General features: G+C 44.8%; 22 protein-coding genes. 12 read left to right on the top strand and 10 right to left on the bottom strand.

What is annotated here, in order from left to right; translation table 11 throughout:
• Nucleotides 1–759 precede the first annotated feature (759 nt).
• Nucleotides 760–1500, top strand: a complete 741-nt coding sequence (locus H6F56_RS03490) for a glutathione peroxidase (protein ID WP_190665458.1) — start codon at nt 760–762, stop codon at nt 1498–1500.
• 124 nt (nt 1501–1624) lie between these two features.
• Here H6F56_RS03490 and H6F56_RS03485 read toward each other — a convergent pair whose 3' ends face one another.
• Entirely contained in the window at nt 1625–5035 is a 3411-nt protein-coding gene (locus tag H6F56_RS03485; protein ID WP_190665457.1) for an ATP-binding protein, read from the bottom strand.
• Nucleotides 5036–5191: 156 nt separating this feature from the next.
• The gene (locus H6F56_RS03480; protein WP_190665456.1) at nt 5192–5752 is read right to left on the bottom strand and encodes a Uma2 family endonuclease; all 561 of its coding nucleotides are present in this window, start codon (nt 5750–5752) and stop codon (nt 5192–5194) included.
• A 395-nt stretch (nt 5753–6147) separates the two neighbouring features.
• Here H6F56_RS03480 and H6F56_RS03475 point away from each other — a divergent pair, with 395 nt between their 5' ends.
• The 4 genes from H6F56_RS03475 (at nt 6148) to H6F56_RS03460 (ending at nt 11680) form a co-directional block, all read left to right on the top strand.
• Nucleotides 6148–7011 carry an EcsC family protein gene (locus tag H6F56_RS03475; protein WP_190665455.1) on the top strand — a complete coding sequence of 288 codons (864 nt, stop codon included), beginning with the start codon at nt 6148–6150 and terminating at the stop codon, nt 7009–7011.
• Nucleotides 7012–7016: 5 nt separating this feature from the next.
• The gene (locus tag H6F56_RS03470) at nt 7017–7943 is read left to right on the top strand and encodes a hypothetical protein (RefSeq protein WP_190665454.1); all 927 of its coding nucleotides are present in this window, start codon (nt 7017–7019) and stop codon (nt 7941–7943) included.
• Nucleotides 7944–8519: 576 nt separating this feature from the next.
• Complete coding sequence (locus H6F56_RS03465) at nt 8520–9215, top strand: hypothetical protein (RefSeq protein ID WP_190665453.1); 696 nt, start codon at nt 8520–8522, stop codon at nt 9213–9215.
• The gene (locus tag H6F56_RS03460; RefSeq protein WP_190665499.1) at nt 9212–11680 is read left to right on the top strand and encodes a hypothetical protein; all 2469 of its coding nucleotides are present in this window, start codon (nt 9212–9214) and stop codon (nt 11678–11680) included. Before H6F56_RS03465 ends, H6F56_RS03460 begins: the two co-directional genes overlap by 4 nt.
• Here H6F56_RS03460 and H6F56_RS03455 read toward each other — a convergent pair whose 3' ends face one another.
• Complete coding sequence (locus H6F56_RS03455) at nt 11681–11878, bottom strand: hypothetical protein (RefSeq protein ID WP_190665452.1); 198 nt, start codon at nt 11876–11878, stop codon at nt 11681–11683.
• Nucleotides 11879–12046: 168 nt separating this feature from the next.
• Here H6F56_RS03455 and H6F56_RS03450 point away from each other — a divergent pair, with 168 nt between their 5' ends.
• Genes H6F56_RS03450 through H6F56_RS03420 form a run of 7 tightly spaced genes read left to right on the top strand, consistent with a single transcriptional unit; the run spans nt 12047 to nt 16421 of the window.
• Nucleotides 12047–12700, top strand: a complete 654-nt coding sequence (locus H6F56_RS03450; protein ID WP_190665451.1) for a hypothetical protein — start codon at nt 12047–12049, stop codon at nt 12698–12700.
• 53 nt (nt 12701–12753) lie between these two features.
• Nucleotides 12754–12975, top strand: coding sequence for a hypothetical protein (locus tag H6F56_RS03445; RefSeq protein WP_190665450.1), 222 nt, complete (start codon nt 12754–12756; stop codon nt 12973–12975).
• The gene (locus H6F56_RS03440; protein ID WP_190665449.1) at nt 12950–13297 is read left to right on the top strand and encodes a hypothetical protein; all 348 of its coding nucleotides are present in this window, start codon (nt 12950–12952) and stop codon (nt 13295–13297) included. Before H6F56_RS03445 ends, H6F56_RS03440 begins: the two co-directional genes overlap by 26 nt.
• Nucleotides 13298–14818, top strand: a complete 1521-nt coding sequence (locus H6F56_RS03435) for a hypothetical protein (RefSeq protein WP_190665448.1) — start codon at nt 13298–13300, stop codon at nt 14816–14818. It abuts the gene before it with no gap.
• A 12-nt stretch (nt 14819–14830) separates the two neighbouring features.
• Nucleotides 14831–15154, top strand: coding sequence for a hypothetical protein (locus H6F56_RS03430; RefSeq protein ID WP_206753385.1), 324 nt, complete (start codon nt 14831–14833; stop codon nt 15152–15154).
• A 3-nt stretch (nt 15155–15157) separates the two neighbouring features.
• Complete coding sequence (locus tag H6F56_RS03425) at nt 15158–15865, top strand: hypothetical protein (protein WP_190665446.1); 708 nt, start codon at nt 15158–15160, stop codon at nt 15863–15865.
• A gap of 7 nt (nt 15866–15872) precedes the next feature.
• Nucleotides 15873–16421 (top strand): C39 family peptidase, encoded by a 549-nt coding sequence (locus H6F56_RS03420; RefSeq protein ID WP_190665445.1) that lies wholly within the window; start codon nt 15873–15875, stop codon nt 16419–16421.
• Here H6F56_RS03420 and H6F56_RS03415 read toward each other — a convergent pair.
• The 7 genes from H6F56_RS03415 to H6F56_RS03390 form a co-directional block, all read right to left on the bottom strand.
• The gene (locus tag H6F56_RS03415) at nt 16408–16848 is read right to left on the bottom strand and encodes a hypothetical protein (protein ID WP_190665444.1); all 441 of its coding nucleotides are present in this window, start codon (nt 16846–16848) and stop codon (nt 16408–16410) included. The genes H6F56_RS03420 and H6F56_RS03415 overlap by 14 nt on opposite strands.
• Before the next feature lie 20 nt (nt 16849–16868).
• Nucleotides 16869–18002: a hypothetical protein gene (locus tag H6F56_RS03410; RefSeq protein WP_190665443.1), complete on the bottom strand. Its 1134-nt coding sequence runs from the start codon at nt 18000–18002 to the stop codon at nt 16869–16871.
• Nucleotides 17999–18229 (bottom strand): hypothetical protein, encoded by a 231-nt coding sequence (locus H6F56_RS03405; protein ID WP_190665442.1) that lies wholly within the window; start codon nt 18227–18229, stop codon nt 17999–18001. The genes H6F56_RS03410 and H6F56_RS03405 overlap by 4 nt, the downstream gene beginning before the upstream one ends.
• Nucleotides 18216–18653, bottom strand: a complete 438-nt coding sequence (locus H6F56_RS03400; RefSeq protein WP_190665441.1) for a hypothetical protein — start codon at nt 18651–18653, stop codon at nt 18216–18218. The genes H6F56_RS03405 and H6F56_RS03400 overlap by 14 nt, the downstream gene beginning before the upstream one ends.
• Nucleotides 18654–18715: 62 nt before the next feature.
• The gene (locus H6F56_RS26725) at nt 18716–18844 is read right to left on the bottom strand and encodes a hypothetical protein (protein WP_255513675.1); all 129 of its coding nucleotides are present in this window, start codon (nt 18842–18844) and stop codon (nt 18716–18718) included.
• Between the two features lie 77 nt (nt 18845–18921).
• The gene (locus tag H6F56_RS03395) at nt 18922–19665 is read right to left on the bottom strand and encodes a hypothetical protein (RefSeq protein WP_190665440.1); all 744 of its coding nucleotides are present in this window, start codon (nt 19663–19665) and stop codon (nt 18922–18924) included.
• Nucleotides 19666–19993: 328 nt separating this feature from the next.
• Nucleotides 19994–20152 carry a hypothetical protein gene (locus tag H6F56_RS03390; protein WP_190665439.1) on the bottom strand — a complete coding sequence of 53 codons (159 nt, stop codon included), beginning with the start codon at nt 20150–20152 and terminating at the stop codon, nt 19994–19996.
• Between the last annotated feature and the right edge of the window lie 3 nt (nt 20153–20155).

Raw genomic sequence — 20155 nt, 5'->3', positions numbered from 1 at the left:
CAAGACATTTTTGAGTCCGTGTAAAATCACCAAAAAGGCTAGCCGATTACGAGGATATCGGCTGGACTTATTTTTTATGAAAAATTTTTCTATAAGCCGGAAATCTGGTGTCGCTCCTTAGTGGCGCGTTTGTCTGTTCCTGCGGATGGGCGAAACTTATTAAAATAAACGATTGATTTAAGGAATTCTATACAAAAATTGGCATTTGACTGTTTCACCCTCTCGTGCAATCGGCAGGCAGGGGCAAGGGAGGAACCGACTTCAAGCGTACTAATATGTTCAAGCAATAAATAAAGCTGATCCCACACCTAAGCCACTTTTCGAGCGTCTTCCTCATCAGGTTTCACGACAATCCATTGGCCGGTTTGGGGGTCGCGATAAGTTGTATAGGGATTCTGACGCAGTTTCTTCTCGTTGTTAGCCATGTTAAAGCGCTCCTCTATCTCTTGATTATCATCGTAGGTTTTTTAAAGATACTGTAAAGTGACCGCTGATATAGCAAAATGTGATTCGTGTCAACTATTGTTGTGACCGCAGTCTGACCCCTCAAGCCTCTAACCGCTCACGTGTTAATCACACCCACTCCTCTGTCAACTCAGTCGTTGATAGACAGAAGACAAACTTTGGTGGGGATCGTGTGTTAAGTTTTCTATAGGACTCAGCGGCAGCAGCAGACTACGATAGGACTACAAGGCCGCAGCGAAGCAATACGCTGAATAAAATGCTGCCGGCGAAACCGCGCACAACAGGAGATAGGGAATGCTGAAAAATCGTGAAGGGGAAAAAGTTCCCAGCATCACTTTCAAGACCCGCCAGAATGATAAATGGGTTGATATTACGACTGACGAACTGTTTGCGGGTAAAACAGTGATTGTTTTTGCCCTTCCCGGCGCTTTTACGCCAACTTGTTCTTCTACGCACGTTCCTGGTTATAACGAGCTTGCAAAAGTTTTTAGGGAAAATGGCGTAGATGAAATCGTCTGCGTTTCAGTCAATGACACTTTTGTGATGAATGAGTGGAAGAAAACTCAAGCAGCAGAAAACATCACGTTTCTTCCCGATGGAAATGGGGACTTTTCAGCCCAAATGGGGATGCTGGTTGATAAAGATGATTTAGGTTTCGGTAAACGTTCTTGGCGCTATTCCATGTTAGTCAAGGATGGTGTCATCGAAAAGATGTTTATTGAACCGGAAGTCGCGGGAGATCCTTTTGAAGTGTCTGATGCGGAGACAATGCTCCGCTACATCAATCCCAACGCAGCGAAACCTCAAATGGTTTCCCTATTTACCAAAGTCGGTTGTCCCTTCTGTGCGCGTGCTAAAGCAGCGCTGAAGGAACACAACATCGATTTTGAGGAAATTGTTTTGGGTCCAGAGATCACAAATCGCTCGTTGCGGGCAGTTGCCGGTGCTACCACGGTTCCGCAAGTCTTTGTTGATGGTAAACTGATCGGCGGATCTGACGCTCTTGACGCATATTTTCGCAGTCTTGGTGGGTGATTGAACCAGAGCTTTTTAACCCTCAATCGCAATTTTTAGAAACTACAAATATCTCCCCACAACGATGCTGGGGAGTTTTTTATTAGCGAATTGTGGCAGAACTTACTCAAGTTCAGTTGAATGCTCATTCTTTAATATCTAAATCAGTTACGCCTTCCCATCCTGCCGGCACACCATATTGTTGATAATGTTGGCAGCGTTTCATGTATAGCAGTGCTGCCCGATCTTCAGGGTTAATCGCCAAGATTTTTTCAAACATGGGTTGCCCTCCCGCAAAATCTTGGCGATTATAAGCCATCACTGCCGGCTCAAACATTGGCTTTGTTTGCGTCTTTAACTGATTGATTAATCCAAAGTTTTCATCGTACACTTCATAGACCGCAACCGGCTTGCTTTTTCCTTTCACTCGGACGCGATCAAGAAATCGAAAGCTGTAAGTTTCTATATCTTCCACCCGAATTAAGGTGTGTAAGCTAATTAAAATTCCCGCTCCATAGAGCTTTGTTAACCCTTCCAAACGAGAAGCTAAGTTTACGGCATCCGAGATCGCCGTCGTTTCCATGCGTTGCGATTCGCCAATTGTTCCTAACATTAAATTGCCCGTATGCAAGCCAATGCCGATAGAAATTGGAACCTCACCTTGCTGCTGCCGGTGTTGATTATACAGCGCCACTTCTTTCTGCATTGCTAGCGCTGCTTGCAGAGCATCTTTCGCTGATTCGGGAAACAAAGCCATGATTGCATCCCCAATATATTTATCAATAAAGCCTTGGTGCTGACGAATGATTGGGCCAACCTGACTGAGATAAGAGTTGAGAAAATTAAAATTTTCTTTAGGGGTCATTGCTTCTGACAGCGTTGTAAAATCGCGAATATCCGCAAACATTACTGTCATTTTTTTGAGAACTTGGTCGCCTAGTTGCACTTCAAGAATACTTTCTCGACTTAAAAAATTTAGAAAATTATGCGGCACAAATCGCCCGTATGCTAAAGTAAGTTTGGCTAAATTTAGATGAGTTTTGATGCGAGCGATCATTTCGCCTTTTTGAATCGGTTTAGATAAATAATCATTGGCTCCTGATTCAAAACCTTCTATGATGTCTTGAACTTGGTTCTTTGCCGTCAGCATGACAATCGGCAATTCATGAGCCGGAAAGCGCTCTCGAATTTTTTGACAGACTTCATAGCCGGTCATGCGCGGCATCATTACGTCCAGTAACATCAGATCCGGAAGGAGTCCGTTTTCCAGCGCATCCAAAGCTTCTTGACCGCTACTAGCTTCGGTAATCTCGTAATTATAAAGAGAGAGATTGTTGAGCAAGACTTGTCGATTCACGGGTTCGTCATCAACAATCAAAACTTTAAAAGGTTTTTCATTCGTAGCCTTCAACGCTAACTTAGGACTCGTGATGAGGGTCGCTATTTCTGAAGTAATAGTATCTGGAATAATAATGCTGGATTGAGTTGCTTCAACTTGCTCTTGAGAACGCGGCAAAGTAAAAGTAAATTGTGAACCTTTTTCTAGCTTCGACTGAAGGCTAATCTTTCCTCCATGCAATTCCACAAGCTTTTTGGTAACCGCAAGTCCTAAGCCGGTGCCGCCATACTCTCTAGCCGCAGTGCCTTCTACCTGTTCAAAAGATTCAAAGATACGGTCAAATTTATCTTCAGGAATGCCGATTCCTGTATCGGTAACTGTAATCGCTATTTGTTCATTCTTTGTTGTTGATAGTTCAGGGTCATCAGCAATGACTTTAGCGGAAATTTCTACGATTCCTGAAGGAGTAAATTTAATTGCGTTACCGACCAAATTGTGGAGAATCTGTTGCAGCCGGTTTTCGTCGGCTTCTGCGCTTGGGAAGTCTTCAGGAATGGTGTTAATCAACTGCAAATTTTTCTGGGTTGCTAAGGGTTGACTTAGGGTGAGAACCACGTTCACCACCGAGCGCAAGTCTATCGGCTTTAGTTGCAGTTCCACATTCTTATATCTAAGTTTGGAAAAATCAAGAATATCGTTAACCAAACTTGCGAGACGGCGACCACTAGAAACGATTAATTTGAGGTTAATTTTTGTGGTAATCGGAAGTTCTCCCGTTGCGCCATCCATCAGCGATTCAGCAAGACCAATAATCCCGTTCAGTGGAGTGCGGAGTTCGTGGGAGGTGTTGGCTAGAAATTCGTCTTTGAGCTGGTCAAAATGCTTGAGTTCTTCGTTTTGCTTCTCTAGGGTTTCAAAAGATTGCTGAAGCTGTAGTGCCATGCTGTTGAAGGAGTTGGCGAGTTTTTTCAATTCGTGGATACCTTTGACGGTTATCTTCTGATTCAATTGTCCGCCGGCAATCGAATCAGAAGCTCGGTTCAATTGGAGAATGGGGTAGGCAATCAAACGAGCGGTGAAGATAGCCATGCCGGTGGCGATCACTAAGGCAATGAAACACAGCAAAATCGTCGTGCGGCTGTTATGGTTAATCTGTTCCATAAAATCGGATTCTGGAATGACCGTTACAATCAACCAGTCCAGACCAAACTTATCTCGCCAAGGCGTCACCTTGATAAACTGGCGCTGACTTTCCCAAGGGAAATTGCCGTTGTTTATTTTCGACTCAAGGTGTTGGCTATTGTTGATTTCCTTAAAGTTGCGAAACGTTTTCTGTAAATACCGGCTTGTTGCCAAAATCAACGGATCTTTGCTATCCAACACCTGGAGTCGCTTCGGTTTGCTATCCACCATTGTGAAAGGCTGTTCGGTACTGGAACTGGCAACAATCAGTCCATTGCGCTCGATAATAAAAATTTTTCCAGATGGACTCACTTTTAATTCATTCAGAAATTTACTGACTTGTGAGAGGCGTTGGTCAATTCCGATGACACCGATAATTTTGTTATTGCGATCTCGAACAGGCCGGTTAAAAGAAACTGCTAGGGGGTTGGGAGGTTGTTCCCACTGATAAATCTGACTCCAAATTGGTTTGCCGGCTTCAACTGTCTCGGCATACCAAGGCTCTTTTCGATATTCGTATTTTCCCAAATTTTCAATGGCTTTGATTCGATTTCCCTTGCTATCTGTTTTGTAGATAATGCTATTAGAGTTGCCATATTGTCTGAGGGAAACCTCATTGATGATGATAGTTTTACCATCTGTATGATATCCAGCCCCAATAAAGTCGCCGGTAGTCGATGCAAAGCTGATATAACCAACCTGAAACTCCTGCATCTGTTTCCAGTAGAATTGCCCTTGCGTTTTTAAGTCTTTGGGATTGAGCAATCCTAATTCGAGGGCGTCGGTGTTGACTTTTGCAACCTGCTTAGCAGTGTTGAGGTAGCTACTCAAATGCTGATCAACACGAGAACTCGCTTCGTTTTGCAACTGTAGAACCAACTCGTTTACAGCTTTTTGCCCATTGCGAAAGGAGAGATAGCCAACCAAACCAACAGCAGCGACGATTTGTAGAAGGAAGGGAACAATTAAAACGGTTTGTAGAGAAGTCTGCTTTGGGAATCGGGCAATTAAGCGGTTCAATGACCGGGTTAACATGGGTGGGTGCTCCCATTTGGTTGAATTAGAACTTGCCTTTCAATTCTAAGAATTCCCAAAAAAGCTGCTGTGAGATGAACGCTTCCATATTATGTTAGAGCAACTGATGATCGGCAAGCTGTCAAGATTGCCCCTATTAGCCAAAAAGATCGCCCATCAGATGGAAAAAATCTGCGTGATTGCAATCTCAACATCGGGAAAAGCTAACGGGGAGATTGTTTCAATCGACGAAAACTCTATCTTTTGCTGATAATCCCCTAACGCTGGCGAACGATAAACAATCAGTTTCCTGCCGGCAACATCAACTACCCAATATTCTGGTATATTCTCTCGTGCATAAATCCTTTTCTTAACTGAAGTATCGCGTTCTAGGGTGGACTTAGAAACTTCAATCAACAATAAGATATCGGTGGGAAATGGATGATGCTCTAGATACTGTGAACGCGGTAATTTAGCGATGACGATATCCAGTTCAGGTTCGGAATTTGACAAAGTGATTGGCTTGTTTTCTCTGACATACGCCCGTCCCTCTGTTAACCGTTCCAGCCTTTTGGCTAAATTTTCCTCAAAATAGGTGTGTTCCGTTCCTTCTGGCGACATCTCCCAAATCAACCCATCGAGTAGTTCCACACGGCGCTCGCTCAAAATTCCAGCCGCAATCATCTGATGGTAATCTTCTATGGAAAAATGTGCAATTTCCTGAGTAGTGGTGATCATCCTGCTTCATCCTCCCTCAATTCAAACAGTTCGGTGATAGTGCAACCCGATTTGATTTACCCTTCTTCATTATTGACGATAGCACTGAGAAATCATTGTGCAAAATATCTCACGCACTTCACCCTCACTGCCTGAACCTCTAAACATTACTAATGTCATGCGTACCTGTGACACAAAATCACTGCTTTAGAACAAAAGGCAGTACCTATAAGGAGGGCAATAAAGGCAGTAAGCGAATTACGCCTAAGTAGGTGGCGCTGCGGGTACAAGCAAGGAGGCTGAATTAGGGGAGGAAAAGAGCTTATAGAGCCTAAGTAATTTTACTCATGAATAGTTATGGTTTTGAAAATCCTGAAAACCGTAAAAATACTTAAATGATAATTTAAATGTAGAAGATGCCTAGTGGTTTAACTGAGTTGTTTCTAAGTTGTAAAAGTTATCCTTTAGCAACAGCTAAAAGTAATTATGTAAATCAAAACATGGATATTTCAGTTTTGCAAGAAGCACTTGAATCACTTATTAACATGATGATTAGTTCCGATCCAGAAGAAATAAATAAATACTTAAATAAAATTCGTTCGGAAAATCCTACTTTAAGTAAAAGAGCAATTGCCGAAAAAATAATTGATGAACAATCTATTAATAGTGGTGTATTAGGTGCTGTTGCTGGACTGGGAGGTTTAATTACTTTACCCGCAACTATTCCTATAAATATAGTTAAATTTTGGAGAATTCAAGCTTTTACAATTCGCTGTATTGCTTATTTGTACGAATATACTCCTGCGAACACTGATATTAAAACAGATATCTTTTTAGTTTTGTCTAATGGATCTATAGAAGAGTTAAAGATGTTAGTAATTGCAGAAGCATTGAAGTCAGCGCCTAAACACGCACTAAAATCTTTAGAAAGAAGTGCCAAAGAATCAATTATTAAAGTAACTACAGAAAGAAGTACAAAGTATGCTGCTAAAACTATTACTAAATACGGTAGTAAAACAATAGTTAAATCCACCATGAAAGGAATGTCAAAGCATTTAACAAAAGCTTTATGGAAAGTAGGAGGAAGAAAAGTAGTAGAAAAATCTGTTCAGAAAACACTTGGCAAAGCAGTTCCTGTTGTAGGCGCAATAGTTGGGGGTAGTTTAGATTGGCTTTCTACACAAGCTATGGGAAAGTTAGCAATTGAATATTATGAAAACTCAGTACCTGAATGGATAGATGAAGTTTTTAGCTTATGTGTAGAAGAAAACAGAGGTTAAAATAGATGCTTGTATTTTTCATTCATGGAGTTGCTACAAGACATGACAAGTATGCTTTTGAACTAATAGAAAAAATCAGAGATGATTTTGATAAAAGAAAACAAACCAAACCGTATTTTTGTTGCAGTCAATGGGGAGGAGTTTTAGAAAATACACCTCCACTGTGGAACTGGGTTCAGCAAGATTTAAACAATTTTTGCAATAAATCTAAGATCGATTTGGGAGATGTGTTTCAGTATAGTCAATATCGTGAGTTCTTTATAAATAAGTTTTTTGGGGATATGTTCACTTATCTAAATACAGAGGATGGTAAAGAGATTAGAAAAATAATTGCAATGCAATTATTTGAATATTTAAAAAAACATCCTCTAGAACAAGAACTTCATATAATCGCTCATTCTTTGGGAGGGGTAATCTTATATGATATTTTATTTTCTGATAAATATGGAGTTGACGATCCAGCATTTTATATAAGAAGTATGATAAAAGGTTTAAGTGTTTCTAATGATCAACCAAAAGTTTATCTTAGAAGTATTACCACAATGGGTTCTCCTATATTACTTTTTAATTTAATGTTAGGGATTCCGCCTAAAAATTTAAAAAGGTTTGCTAGTAGATATTTAAAATCACCTTTGAGGTGGATTAATTTAATTCATGCTTCTGATGTTTTTGCATATCCTATTTCTGCGAGTTTAAATATTGATTCATCCTGTAATCTCTTTTTTAGAGATAAGTTTATTGCATCCCATAATCTTATGAAAAAAATTTCACAACCCTTTTCTAATTTAGCTGGATTATCTATGGCTAAAGGATTAACAAGTTCTCATACATCTTATTGGAATAGAAGTAGAGTAGCTCGTTTAATTACAGCTAACCTTTTAGGAGATTGTGAGTTTATAGATTCTGTAAGTCCTTATAGAAAACATTATTGACTAGGGTAGTTAGCTATGGTATTTTATTAACCCAGTTAAGCCATAGTTCTGTTAGAGCTATCTGTACTTCCTCTAGAATCGTCTGTAAGCACGATAACCAGTCAAAGGGGAAGAGAAGCTAAGGGCAGCTTAATGGGTCTCAAAGGCCCTCCTGCACTTAGTCAAGTTTTAGTAGACTTTAGATTGATTACCTTGCTGTTGTTAATGGAGAATAGGGAACTCGAATCCCTGACCTCTGCGGTGCGATAGTAGCTATTATCCCCGGTTTGAGCCGGTTTCGCGTGTCGGTTGCAAATCCTCTGCCAATCCTCTGCCAAAATCCTGCCAATTTGTTGCTATGTGTGACACTTGCAGCTGTAACTGTCACAACACTATTAACCCGCAAAGTTATGGCAAACCGTTATGCCAAAATTAAAAAATTGGCAGAGGAATTTTTAAGTGGTAGATGCAAACCGCAGTTTTTTCAAAAACACCGGCAAGGGCGTAATTTTTAATGCAGCAAATTCAGCGACCGCGCAACTACTCTACACACCCGGGCAGAAGAATGGCGTTAACTTGTCTGGGTATATTGTCGACATGCTTTGCAAAGCACGGATTCGTTCACTGCCTGAGCTTGTGCCGACAGCCGTCGCAGCGCTGGCAACCCGTAGCGAACAAAGTGCGGATTTTTATGAGATTGCCAAATCGCACCCTTCTAAGCGATTTCTTCTTTACTTTGAATACCCGAACTCAAACGTACTTTTCGACCAAGGCGAGGCGCTTTTATGGAACCGGCAACCTTATTATTCCTTAAACTTAATCCCGCGACTGACAACCCGTAACACAGTGATGGTCGGCGAGAACGTCAAAGTCTGGGGAAAATTTGAGGATAACCCGGCAACCGCTTGGAACGGGTTACTAGAGGGCACAGACGTTGTAACGATAAATATTGCCGCGTCAGAAGAATCTCCTAGTTCTGATTCTTTCGAGGTATCTAACCCTGAGATAAAAACCTTGACCCTTACGAACGCTAACGAGCAATACCCGCTAATCATTCCAGACGGTACGCGCCGGTATTATCTCAAGTGCCGCGGCGATGCCGGAGTGAATGACGTTGTTGCAGACGTGCGATACAGCTGGGTTCCCGGAGTTGTAGCAACGCGCAACGGCAGCTATGAAATACTGCCGGCAGATATTGAGGATGGTGAAAATAATGTCTATCTTGTTGGCAAAACACTATATCTAGCGTCTAGCGCTGCAAATGTGGTTGTGACTCTGAAGGTTTGGAAATGACAACCCAAGTGATGATCGCCCCGGCGCAAGTGGTTATAGCTCCGGCCCGGCCAGCTCCTAACCTTTCGATTCCTGCGCCAGAGCCGACAATCATTCCCAACCCCTCACGCCCACTGCCGACAGTGGGTGAAGCAACACGGGAAAGTCTTCGGCCCGTTGCCTTTCCGCAACCTAGCCGACGGCGAATCGGTAGCCCTTCTAGTGCGCTGGATCTAGCCTATGAGACACACCCTGATGAAATGTATGGGTTAGAGGATTATGTTAGTGGTCTGATAGGTGGAACCGCCAGGGGTCTACTAGACTTAGGCCCACTAGATGACCAGTTTATGGATGACTTGTGGGAAATGCGCCCAAAAATTGCGGAAGGATTAGAGGCGGGTCAAGACATTGGAGAATCCGCCCGCGACATTTTACGCGATATGTTCGACCAGGCGAGAGATATTGCTGACGCCTTGCCACCTCCCGCGATATTTAAACCCCCCAACCGTCTACCCGATATCAAACTTCCCGACATACAGCTACCGCCCTTCAGACTTCCCTCTATTCAACTCCCTAATATTCCGATGCCGGAGTTGCCCGAACTCCCTCCCATAAAATTTCCTAGCCCCCGGCTTCCAGAGTTGCCGCTGCCGTGGGATTGGCCGTGGCCTAAGCCAACATCGCCCGTATCTCCGACGCCTACACCAACGCCTACGCCAACGCCTACACCAACGCCTACACCAACGCCCACACCAACGCCCACACCCACACCGCCGCCACCCCCGCCCGGTAGCCGCCCGGATGACTATCCGGAACCGTGGAACCCTATCCCCGACGCTTTTAGAAATTGCATAACGACAATTTACATTGTTAAGGGAGTCGCCTCAATCCGCTGCTATAACAGCATAGAAAGTACAGGGTTCTCCCTCCCCTATGCACCGTGGGAAGGCGACAGATCCCCGCTACCTGTAACCACTAACCCTAATCATTACAACAGCGGATTTAGTGGGGCAGAACAAAATTTTTACCCAGAATATCAAGGGGACTCCATTCCCAGCGAACACAGGGAACAGCAAATAACCTTCCCCACTCTTTACCCAGACAACAGGACTGTTAACCCGTTTTTTAATCAATGGAAATATTCAGATTACAAGTTCCACCCAACAAGCCACGGCACAGAACTCGTTACAAAACCAAGGGATTATGAGCCAACCGGGTACAACGTATGCTTTGACCCTAACGCCTATCAGCCGACAGGAATGGTCGCGCCGTTTATCATCATTGGTTACTCAATGCGCTGTCCCTTTCCGATAGTCAACCCGCCCACAATCGAAGATTTAAACAAGCCGCCCAACCGCGTTGTATACCCGCCACCACTACCAGAGCCACCAGATAGTATGGATGAAATTAAAGATATTATTAAATCCCTTAGAGGAAAAATTAAAATCCCTAGGGTCTTCTGCGAACAGATAGAGGCAGATGGCGCGTTAGTCTGGACTCCGAGGGTGGAGGAAGAAGAAATCGAGATAATGGCACTGGATGAAAAAACGCTGCTGTCTATGGCAATTTTCTACACCAGAACTGCAGAGATTCAAAGGGATTTATGTTATGCAAGGAACTGGACACACGCGGCAATAACGTTGCCGCGCAGTATGATTACACAACCAGAACCGGGACTGCTTGAGGGGGTTTTTGATTTCTTGACTCCTGACGAACCGGAAGATATTACTATCCGAACGCTACCAAGTTTTATAAACTGGACAATTAAACATCTATCGGCAGCACTGGGCGACTGGGGGCAGATTCTCCACACGCCACCAGAGGAGGAAGGCGGCGAACCGGGCATAGTTCACTTACCCGACATTGCAACCGCGTTAAGTCAAATTACACTGCTTTTAATGGCATTGCAGAACGATGAGCAAACAGTAATTAAACTCGGCACTAGCTCGATTTTTGAAGCTTTTCTGTCCAGACAATCGGCAACGCGGACAGAGTACGCAGTGGAGGCGATTATAAAATATCTTGCCTTTAATTTTAAACGGGAAAAATTAGACATTCCTGCAACTTTCTCTAATCCTAAAGAGGACGAATTGAGCGAGATTGACAGCGAGGAAGAATTAAACAATTTCCTGACGCCAAGCTATAAGCCAATCGCCGTAATCAAATATATTGACGAGCGAGACTTGAAGGATGACTTCTACCCTTTAATGAGAGCGGCTGATATTATCACAACAACCTTTTCAACTAGGTTTAAGCGAGATGCAACTGATGAAAGTATGCATGCAATGCTCAAATATTTAATAGATAGTCACCGCTCGAAAGCCCCGAACGTTAAGCAAGACGACGATTTCAACAATTGGATTAATCGGGCAGAACAAGGTTTTACGACCGAACCGGGAATTACAGATCCGAATAATCCTTACGGTCGGGAACTGTCACGACGCCCAAGGATAAGAGAAATCGGAATAGACGACGTGACCACTTAGTTAAAAGGGATCGTCTTTCAGCCAGTCGCGGCGCTCTTCTTGTAGCGCCTCGTAAACCTGAGATACGCTTAATCCTGATTCGGTAGCAAGACGTTTCAACAAATCGCCACGCGGCTTGTATGAGTACGGGCGTCCCCTGTGATGGCGCTTAAGCATTGCCCGACGGGATTTAGTGGCTAATCTTTGCCAGAACTTCATAAAAATTTTTATAAGTGCCTGTACTTATTAGAGACCCATAGGTTTCTTATAAGTACAGAATAGCTTTAATTATGGGTAAATTTGGGCTATGGAATGATAGCTGATAGTTACAAACTGCCAATCGGTGAAGTAGATTCAATCTAACCACCTCGCCTCCTTTGGCTAAATATGCCGCTAAATTACAACGATAAAAAACTGTTTCGCGTGCCGATTGTTACCGCGACCGGAACCATCAACTATATTTACGCTTCCAACGTCGATCTTCCGGCTGCCGATGCTACGGTGCTTGGCGTTGTTGCTGTAGATCTTGCTGCCATTCCTGCCGGTTCTGTCTACCAGTGCAACAGCCCAAAGCCTCCCTCTGTTCGCCGGTTCGAGGTTGCACGCGGCTGGGATAGTAGCTTTGTAGCACCTGCCAATATTGGCGCTGCTAGAACGGCTGGTTGGACTAAAGCCAATCGTCAAATATCTGCCGGCGTTATTATTGCTGGCGGTCGAACAAAAACCCATTACGTTGAAGTGGGCGGAGTTCGATACGCTTGGAATCTTCACATGGATCGGGTCACAAAAATAGGCGCAGAACTTGCGGGTCTTGGCATTATTGCCGCAACCCAGAATGATCGCCCTAGTCTTGTCTGGGGTTCTACGGCCCCGCGTCCTGCGATGGCATCTAAAATCTTTACCGGAGCTGGCGGGTCTGACCTTGTGACAGTTTTCGTAGCTCAAGCGAAAGAAGACTCGCTACCGGCAGGCTGGACAATTACACGCCCTAGGATCGACATTGCCGACATATTAGGAGGCACGCAACCCGTCGCCCCTTAATCCCTAAATAACAACCAATAGGAGCAAACAGAATGGACATTCCAGCAATCCTGATGGATTTACTACCAAGCATGGCAACCTACTACAGAACCGATGTAGGTAGCCTGTTTTGGCGTCGTAGTGATATCGGATACCCTGACGAATTTGTGGACATGACGCGCAGGGAAATAGCAGCACGGCTGATTATCTTAACAACCCGCGCAGTAGATGACGTTACCTATACGCTATTCATGAGGCTACCGGCTGCTGATGTGGCTACCGCTGGGAACGCTTAGCGCAGCGCTGGAGTGGCAAAGCTTTGATGAGCCGATTATTGATTGCTCAATGATTCGCGTAAGCTTTGCCACTGCTGGCAGTTTTGATAAAATTTTCTCTTTTTGTTGGCTTCGTAGGACTTGGATACAAGACCTGCCGGCAGTGGTAGAACCCGCGTTCAAGGTTTACCCAAAAGCCGAACGTATCCTTTATTCTGTAACGATTCCTGAACCAATAACCCAGCAAGGGTTATATCTAGCTGAATACCAACTTAAACTAGGATTTAACCGGCGCAACTTTTCAGAGCCGGCTTATTCAGTTAGTTTGGAAGGCTGGATCTAAATGCTTGCACCCGTTGCGATTGGCGTCGCTTCCTTTATTGGAAGAAAAATAGCTTTAGCCCTAGGCGTTAGAGCGCTGCAGGCGGCATTTGTAGCGGGTGGGGTTAGGGGAATATTACGCGCTTTAGCCGTTCGGATTGCTAGCTGGTTTTTAGCCGGCTTTCTAATTTCAACAGTCTGGGGCTTTATCGTGACTGCCGTGATCACGATTATGAACTTCGACTGGAACGCTAGCGACGAGGAACTAGACGAGCAAGTTACTGCAGCGCTGACACAACTTGCAACGATTGCCGGTAGCGCAACGGGTACGACGCTGGGCTGGGTTGTCTGTGGTTCCGTTGCCGGTTCTGTCGTTACCAAAATAAATCCGATAGCAGCCGCAAAAATTATTGAGGAAATTGGAGAGGAAGCCGCCGACGAGATAATAGCAGCCTGGACTAGCTTACTTCGGGCAAGTTTGGGCATCGCTTTTAGGAGTTTTATGTCTTGGGGATATAAAAACCTCAGAAGATTTTTATTAAAACCGGCACTATCTGCTTTTTCCCGTACTGTGTTCGGCGCTGATAAATTCGCTCAGTGGGGAGCGAAGGACGGCCCTGCTGTAACGATTGCCAATAGCATCGAAAACGCCTTTGAGAATATTACGCCTAAATTCCTTCAGGCTTTCCTAGAGTCAGCCTGGGAGGAATTCTGGGACAGTTGCGCCGAAGTTGGTTATCTTACTTCCTCACTGCTTGATAACTTCGCCCAGCAGCAAGCGAACGCGCAACAGACAAACGTTTTAGGGATAGAGCGAACGGTTGAGATTCTCCCCGACCGGGAAGCCCCGACTCAGCGGATTATCCTTAGCGGCCCTGACTTGGCACTAAGGCCGGCAATTGTTCAAACGCTAGCAACGCATCAGTTGATTAGTCAGCAAACTATTGGAAATTTTGTAGGGATGCCTGCTGACGAATCCTACCAGAAAGCACCAGATGATTTAATTCTTTCCATTAAGTTTTACTCGGTATCAGAGCCGCCAATAAACAGGATAAGTGGGAAGTTAATAGAGGTAAATATAAAGATACCAGGAATAAAAAGAAGCGCCATAGACTGGGCACAAATAAAAACCGCTGCCGGTGGCAGTAATGGTTATCTGTACGGCCCTAAGCGAATGAACTTTAAACTGTCTAATGGTGGCAACACTATGATTTATGCGAGCACACATCAAGAAGCCGAACAACGCGGTAGAGCACTGTTATCGCTGTCTGAGTGCGATATTATCGACGAGCTACCGGGCGAGGAAAAGGAAGGCGGTAGGCGTAGCCGTCTAAATGGAAATATCAAAGAAATTAGGCAAATTTTCCCGTATGAAGCAACGATAACTTACGCAAAAAAAATCACAGATACGACGAAAGGGCAAGTTAGGATTTCAGATGGTGCGCGAGTTATTTACTTGCATTATACTTTTCTCTTATGGCCAGATAATGCACCTTTTGACTTTACCGCAACTGTTTCCGGTTTGCTTGCTGGGCCAACTTAATTACACGGAAAAATGACTGGTATAGATATTGGTATTGTTACGGGTTGCATTGTTATCGCAACTTTTGTACTAGGTAATACATGGAAGTTGTCAGACTATACGCACAAGCTAGAAGTACAGATAGGCGAAAATAAGCAAGCTATAGCCAAGCTAAGAAAAGATTTAAGATACGCCTATAAACTGATTGAGAACGCTCATAAAGGGCTAGAGGCTGACGTGTTCGATATTCAAGGCTACTTGACAAAAGCACCAATCGATCCGCGCTTCCACATTAGGGGACGCAGCGAGATATCCACTAATTCAGGCGCAGACTTTCTGGATGAGCAGAACTCTTAATTTATGACACAGCGATTGATTAGGCAGTCAAAAAGCGTTACCAATTGGAGCGAGCTAGAGGGAAAGCCGGTAGTGTTCCCTTCAAACTGGGCAAGCGTTGCCGATAAGCCCACAAGCTTTGCAACCACTTGGGAAACGATAACCGGCAAGCCGTTGACCTTTGCTTCTGAGTGGAGCACCCTTGCCAATAAACCGGCAACATTTGCTAGCACTTGGGATTTAGTTACAGGTAAGCCCACAAGCTTTGCAACCACTTGGGCGCTGGTTGCTGGCAAACCTACTACGTTTGATCCGACGATTGAGTATGGTGTTTGGACGCCTAGCCTAGCCGGTACGATTACGCGTGGCAATCATATTTATACATCTACTGAGCGGAATGGATGGTATGCAAAAATCGGCAGAGCAATTCAGTTCTGGTTTGGGATTGCGGTAGTCAACAAAGACACAGCGATGGATGGAAATATTTTTATTGACGGGTTGCCATTCAATCACAGCAACGCTGTGAATAGTACCGCGGCGGCATCCAGTTCAGGTCACAACGCGCTAATCTATCCCACTGGTTACTCTGAATTTACGATGGTTGGAGTTAAAAACACCAACCGATACGATCTAAGGTTTGCCGGTACGGGTCAAACACAGGTCATCTGCACCGCTGCCAACGTTGGCACCAACCCGATCATCAGAGGCTCTGGCTACTACTTGACCGATTAAAAATATCATGAAAAAAGTCTTAAACGTTCCCCACAAAAGCCAGTTAGATAATGAAGTTGACCCACGCCAGACGTGTAATGTAACTTGCATTGCGATGGTGCTGGAATACTTAAAAGCCGCACGACGCGAAGAATATTCTCAAAGATTTAAGCAGTTTGAAGACGAGTTAAATGCGTGCTGTTTAGATAGGGCTTGGAACCGCGAAGACCCAACCTATCTAATGCGGTTAATTCAGCTCTATAAGTGTCGGGATAACTTCACGTTTTCAGGCTCAGTAGAAATCGTACGCGACTGGATAGACCTAGGATTTCCAGTTATTACCCACGGCTTTTTTACCGGCAGCGGTCATTTAGTTGTGATCCGCGGCTATGACGATCACGGTTTTTTTGTTAATGACCCTGCCGGTGAATGGTTCAAGACGGGATACCGGCACGATTTAAGCGGTAACTGTTTGCATTATTCAAACAATTTGATTGCTAACACCTGTTATCCCGATGGTAGCTTCTGGATTCACTTGGTTGATGACGGAAGCGCAGGAAAGCTTAAGTCTGTATAAAAGGGGAAAAGTGTTCTGCAAGATATTCCATCTGATCAGCTTTTGAAAGTTCCCTTGAGAACTGTTGCCCTTTATCTAAGTACAGAAGTTGCAATGTTTCGGCGCGTTGCCCTGAAATTTCCGCCAATTGATTGCACGCTTGGGTAAGTGCTGCAACGATAGCAACCGTATGAGAGGCAATAGCACCTTCTGTCACTTCTTTCTCGGCGGGAGCGTCAATTTGAACAATTACAGACAGTTTGCGTTTATAAAATAAATCTTGCAAATTGTGAACAGCCATTGCTAAAACTTCAGCCCGTTCAGGCGGCTGGCGAATAAGGAGAATCTCCTCAAATCTATTTTCTTTGATGATTCGGTTCAGCAGCGCTTCGGTAGCAGCTCTCACCTGTTTTTCTATCTCGGTATTTTCGATTGCATTGTTGTTCATTGCATTTATCAAAGATTACTCTACGGCAAAACTGCGAGTTCCTTACCGACCATGATCGGATATTTTTGACTGGCTAACCATTCCTGCGCTTGCGCGTCATCAATTTGTTTCACGTAGCTAGTAGCAAATTCCCCCAACCTTACATATCTCAAATTTTTTCTGACTAGTGACTCCCCTTTGATTTTTAAAGCCTCTGCTGAATCATCTTGAATCAACGAAACTATACGAATTCGTACTTTTCTCGCTTCTCTCCACAGTTTTTTTAGTGGTGTTATCAGTTCAGGAACTTCGCTTAATGTTGCCAGCAATTCGTCAAGCACCAAGTTAATCATCGGATAATCCTTGATGCCTAGCTCAAAAAGTTTATAGCGCCGATCCATTTCCTCGTAAGCGCTTTTTATCAAGCAAGCTGCACTAACTTTTCCCGCTACGCCTTCAATAATGTCCTCAAAATCTACGGGTTCATCTTCTGCCGTGCCGAAGTCTCGCCCCTTGCTGTAGACCGGGAACCCCTCCCAGTCTCCAGGCTCCCAGTGGGGCGCGCAGACTATTGTTTTACCGCTGAACACCTTTCCTCCTAACTGGCGGGTAAGATAACTTTTTCCGTCGCCCGAACCGCCCACAATTGCTAGGTGAGCATATTTGTCGGGGTTGGTCTCAAACTGCTGCCAATCGAAAAATTTCAGGGCTGACTTAACCTCCTCGGACTGGGGAGGGATTAAAGCCGGCTGCTGCCGTTTCTCCCATAGGAGCGCTAAAGATTGCGCGGACTTTGCTGCCTGAACTTTTGCCAGACCGGAAGCGACCGGCAAAATTTCCTTGGCGCTTTTTCTCTGACGTGCAGCTAAATCGTAAAAAGCGGTAGAGGCAAGCGAAACGACAAGGCGCGGCACGGGTGGAAGATAGGTAGCCACGCCTAACGCTCCAAAGGCAGCAACGATACTGACGGCAGCATTTGTGATCGCCCGTTGCCGCCACGCCACAAGGTAGGCAGCAAGTGATCGGGCGTCGCCACTTTGGGCGGCATCTTCTGCCCAATGCCGACTTAGTTCCTTTACAACCTGAGTGTCTAGAGCTACAGCGAGTTCTGCCCCTAATTGGCGGGCAGCTTGATTGATTAAGGCTGAGTATCGAGCGTCAATCGTAGATTTCATAGACACCCCACAACTAAGCCGATCAACGTCAAAAATCCAAGGTAAATAACTTTGGGTTGATCGCACTTAGCCCAGAAGTATTTAATAAAAAAGCTAGCTGTTATTACCGCAAAAATACAAGCGGCTGGAATTGCTGCACCGGGGATGATCGCATTAATCAAGCTCAGACCAACAACCGGGGAAACGACATAAGGGAAGGCATCTATCAAGCAACTAAGCAGCTTCATCAGTGCAACCCTCCAGCAACAAAGCATCAATCGGTTCGTCCTCGGAAAGGAAAAGCGCTGATTCAAACTGGTCTAGGGATGCACCACGCCCCCTCAATTTTTTACCAATAGCGGCGAAAACTTCGCGGTCTAGCTCCTGAATAAAATCGTCAGCGATTGCCCCGGCAGTTTGCTTAATGATCGGGGTGTAGTGCTTTGCGAGTGCTAGAGCGATACCGCTCGATTCAGAGCGCCGCTGACCTGTGATATCAGCAACGACATTTTCATAAAGTTCGCCGGATTCAGTGCGCGATTTTAGAGCGTCAAGCTTAGAGACTTCTTCTTCTGTGTATTCGGTTTTAGCAGGAATCCCCAGAGATGATCGCCACTTGCGAAAGGTACTGTCTGCAATTGATAGGTGTTGTATGAGTTGTTTTTGCTTCACTTTTTTACCTGCTACAAAACGATTTGCAGCGCTCCGAATCGCTCCAGAGCGCTATGAACGAATTATTTTGCTACCGCTGGACAGTAGCCTACACAGATGAAGATTTCAGTTTGTCGAGCTGCCGGCACCAGAAAAAGCGCTAGCAGCACGGAAGCAATTACGCCAATTGTGGCGAGGTCGGAGAGTGTCATAATTGATTAAGCCTTCCTGGGCTAAAGAGTGGAAAATAGGCCGACACAGAGTTCATACCTCTGTGTCGGCTTTTAAACTAGGTGGGCGTGACTTCATCGGGGTAAGTTTCCCACCAAATGTTAAGGGCAGTTAAATGGCTAACCTCTTCTTCAGCCTCATCTTCTTGAGAGGCTGCCCATTCATTCCAATCTTTCTCAAATGGAGGGAAAGTTTGATAATCAGACGGTTCAGGCATTTCTGCTTCTGACCGGCGCGGGTCGCTGCCCCGGTGGTGATCGTCTTCTCCATCCTTAGCGACCACGGCATACTGTGCGCGTCGCTCGTTCCACTCTTCTATTTTTTGATCAGCCGCAGCCCCAAACAGCACGAACGGATTAGGGCAGTAGCGCGGTAAATTTTCCACCAAATCGCCGGTATAGCCCACAGCGCTGCAATTGGAACAACGCCACACGTCGCCAGCGAAACCGATCAATTTTACGTCTTCCCCGTCACAGTGTGGGCAGTTTTCAGGGATAGGGGTTTCGGATAGATCGTCCTCTGGATCTGCCCATTCGTCGGGCTGATCTTCCGGTTCTTCCTCAAAGGGCACCGGCTCCTTTGGTGCCGGCTCTGCTACAAACCCCGAAATCGTAACTTGGGAAACGGGCACGGGAACCGGCATCACTACCCCTGTCACTTCCGCCAGCGTGGTAATTCGATTTGCCATGAAATCAATCAAATCAGCTTTCTTTGTGTAGAAAGAAAAACCTTTAAAGCAGGAATATTCGCGGCACAAAGCCTTAAGCTCTGCGAGTGTTTTGTTCAGTAATTCTTGCATCATTTTTTCTTCTTCCTGTGTTGGTCAGTATTATTCTCTTGCCTGTCATTATTCTCTTGCCTATTATCTTTTGCCTTGTCTCCAAAAAGATAAGCGAATGCATCAACTAGCCCCATTTTCCCTCCATTGCTTTGTGATTCTTGCTATCTTTTCCGCTAGCTTAGGATTTATTGCCGGCTCTGGTTTACCCTCTTGAAGTTTTACGGCGCACTCATCGCAGTAATCGTAATAATTATCTGCTGCACCCCAACAGTAAGGGGTTTGGCGTAGACAACCGGCACACTTAAAACGGTCTTCTGGTTCACATTCGTCGCACTGACAAATTAATTCGTTAATCGTGTGTCTCCTCTTCCGTTATGTTTGGCGGAGTTGCTACGCTGTAAGTTTCTTTTTTACCTTCCAAAGCATCAAGAAGCGCATCAGCATAGATAACAGCATCAATTGCTGCTGATTCATCATACTCAACATTTCCTGCAAGAATTCCTTGCATTGC

The sequence above is a fragment of the Microcoleus sp. FACHB-672 genome (assembly GCF_014695725.1).
In the GTDB taxonomy this organism is placed as follows: Bacteria; Cyanobacteriota; Cyanobacteriia; order Cyanobacteriales; family Oscillatoriaceae; genus FACHB-68.
The sequence above is the reverse complement of the archived record's forward strand: the minus strand, read 5'-3'. Positions and strand labels throughout refer to the sequence as shown.

Coding starts and splice junctions, on each gene's coding strand:
- H6F56_RS03490 (WP_190665458.1), top strand. CDS start 760: ATGCTGAAAAATCGTGAAGGGGAAAAAGTTCCCAGCATCACTTTCAAG.
- H6F56_RS03390 (WP_190665439.1), bottom strand. CDS start 20,152: ATGCAAGGAATTCTTGCAGGAAATGTTGAGTATGATGAATCAGCAGCA.
- H6F56_RS03460 (WP_190665499.1), top strand. CDS start 9,212: ATGACAACCCAAGTGATGATCGCCCCGGCGCAAGTGGTTATAGCTCCG.
- H6F56_RS03405 (WP_190665442.1), bottom strand. CDS start 18,229: ATGAAGCTGCTTAGTTGCTTGATAGATGCCTTCCCTTATGTCGTTTCC.
- H6F56_RS03455 (WP_190665452.1), bottom strand. CDS start 11,878: ATGAAGTTCTGGCAAAGATTAGCCACTAAATCCCGTCGGGCAATGCTT.
- H6F56_RS03395 (WP_190665440.1), bottom strand. CDS start 19,665: ATGATGCAAGAATTACTGAACAAAACACTCGCAGAGCTTAAGGCTTTG.
- H6F56_RS03450 (WP_190665451.1), top strand. CDS start 12,047: ATGCCGCTAAATTACAACGATAAAAAACTGTTTCGCGTGCCGATTGTT.
- H6F56_RS03480 (WP_190665456.1), bottom strand. CDS start 5,752: ATGATCACCACTACTCAGGAAATTGCACATTTTTCCATAGAAGATTAC.
- H6F56_RS03470 (WP_190665454.1), top strand. CDS start 7,017: ATGCTTGTATTTTTCATTCATGGAGTTGCTACAAGACATGACAAGTAT.
- H6F56_RS03485 (WP_190665457.1), bottom strand. CDS start 5,035: ATGTTAACCCGGTCATTGAACCGCTTAATTGCCCGATTCCCAAAGCAG.
- H6F56_RS03445 (WP_190665450.1), top strand. CDS start 12,754: ATGGATTTACTACCAAGCATGGCAACCTACTACAGAACCGATGTAGGT.
- H6F56_RS03415 (WP_190665444.1), bottom strand. CDS start 16,848: ATGAACAACAATGCAATCGAAAATACCGAGATAGAAAAACAGGTGAGA.
- H6F56_RS03410 (WP_190665443.1), bottom strand. CDS start 18,002: ATGAAATCTACGATTGACGCTCGATACTCAGCCTTAATCAATCAAGCT.
- H6F56_RS03420 (WP_190665445.1), top strand. CDS start 15,873: ATGAAAAAAGTCTTAAACGTTCCCCACAAAAGCCAGTTAGATAATGAA.
- H6F56_RS03435 (WP_190665448.1), top strand. CDS start 13,298: ATGCTTGCACCCGTTGCGATTGGCGTCGCTTCCTTTATTGGAAGAAAA.
- H6F56_RS03440 (WP_190665449.1), top strand. CDS start 12,950: ATGTGGCTACCGCTGGGAACGCTTAGCGCAGCGCTGGAGTGGCAAAGC.
- H6F56_RS26725 (WP_255513675.1), bottom strand. CDS start 18,844: ATGACACTCTCCGACCTCGCCACAATTGGCGTAATTGCTTCCGTGCTG.
- H6F56_RS03430 (WP_206753385.1), top strand. CDS start 14,831: ATGACTGGTATAGATATTGGTATTGTTACGGGTTGCATTGTTATCGCA.
- H6F56_RS03475 (WP_190665455.1), top strand. CDS start 6,148: ATGCCTAGTGGTTTAACTGAGTTGTTTCTAAGTTGTAAAAGTTATCCT.
- H6F56_RS03425 (WP_190665446.1), top strand. CDS start 15,158: ATGACACAGCGATTGATTAGGCAGTCAAAAAGCGTTACCAATTGGAGC.
- H6F56_RS03465 (WP_190665453.1), top strand. CDS start 8,520: ATGCTTTGCAAAGCACGGATTCGTTCACTGCCTGAGCTTGTGCCGACA.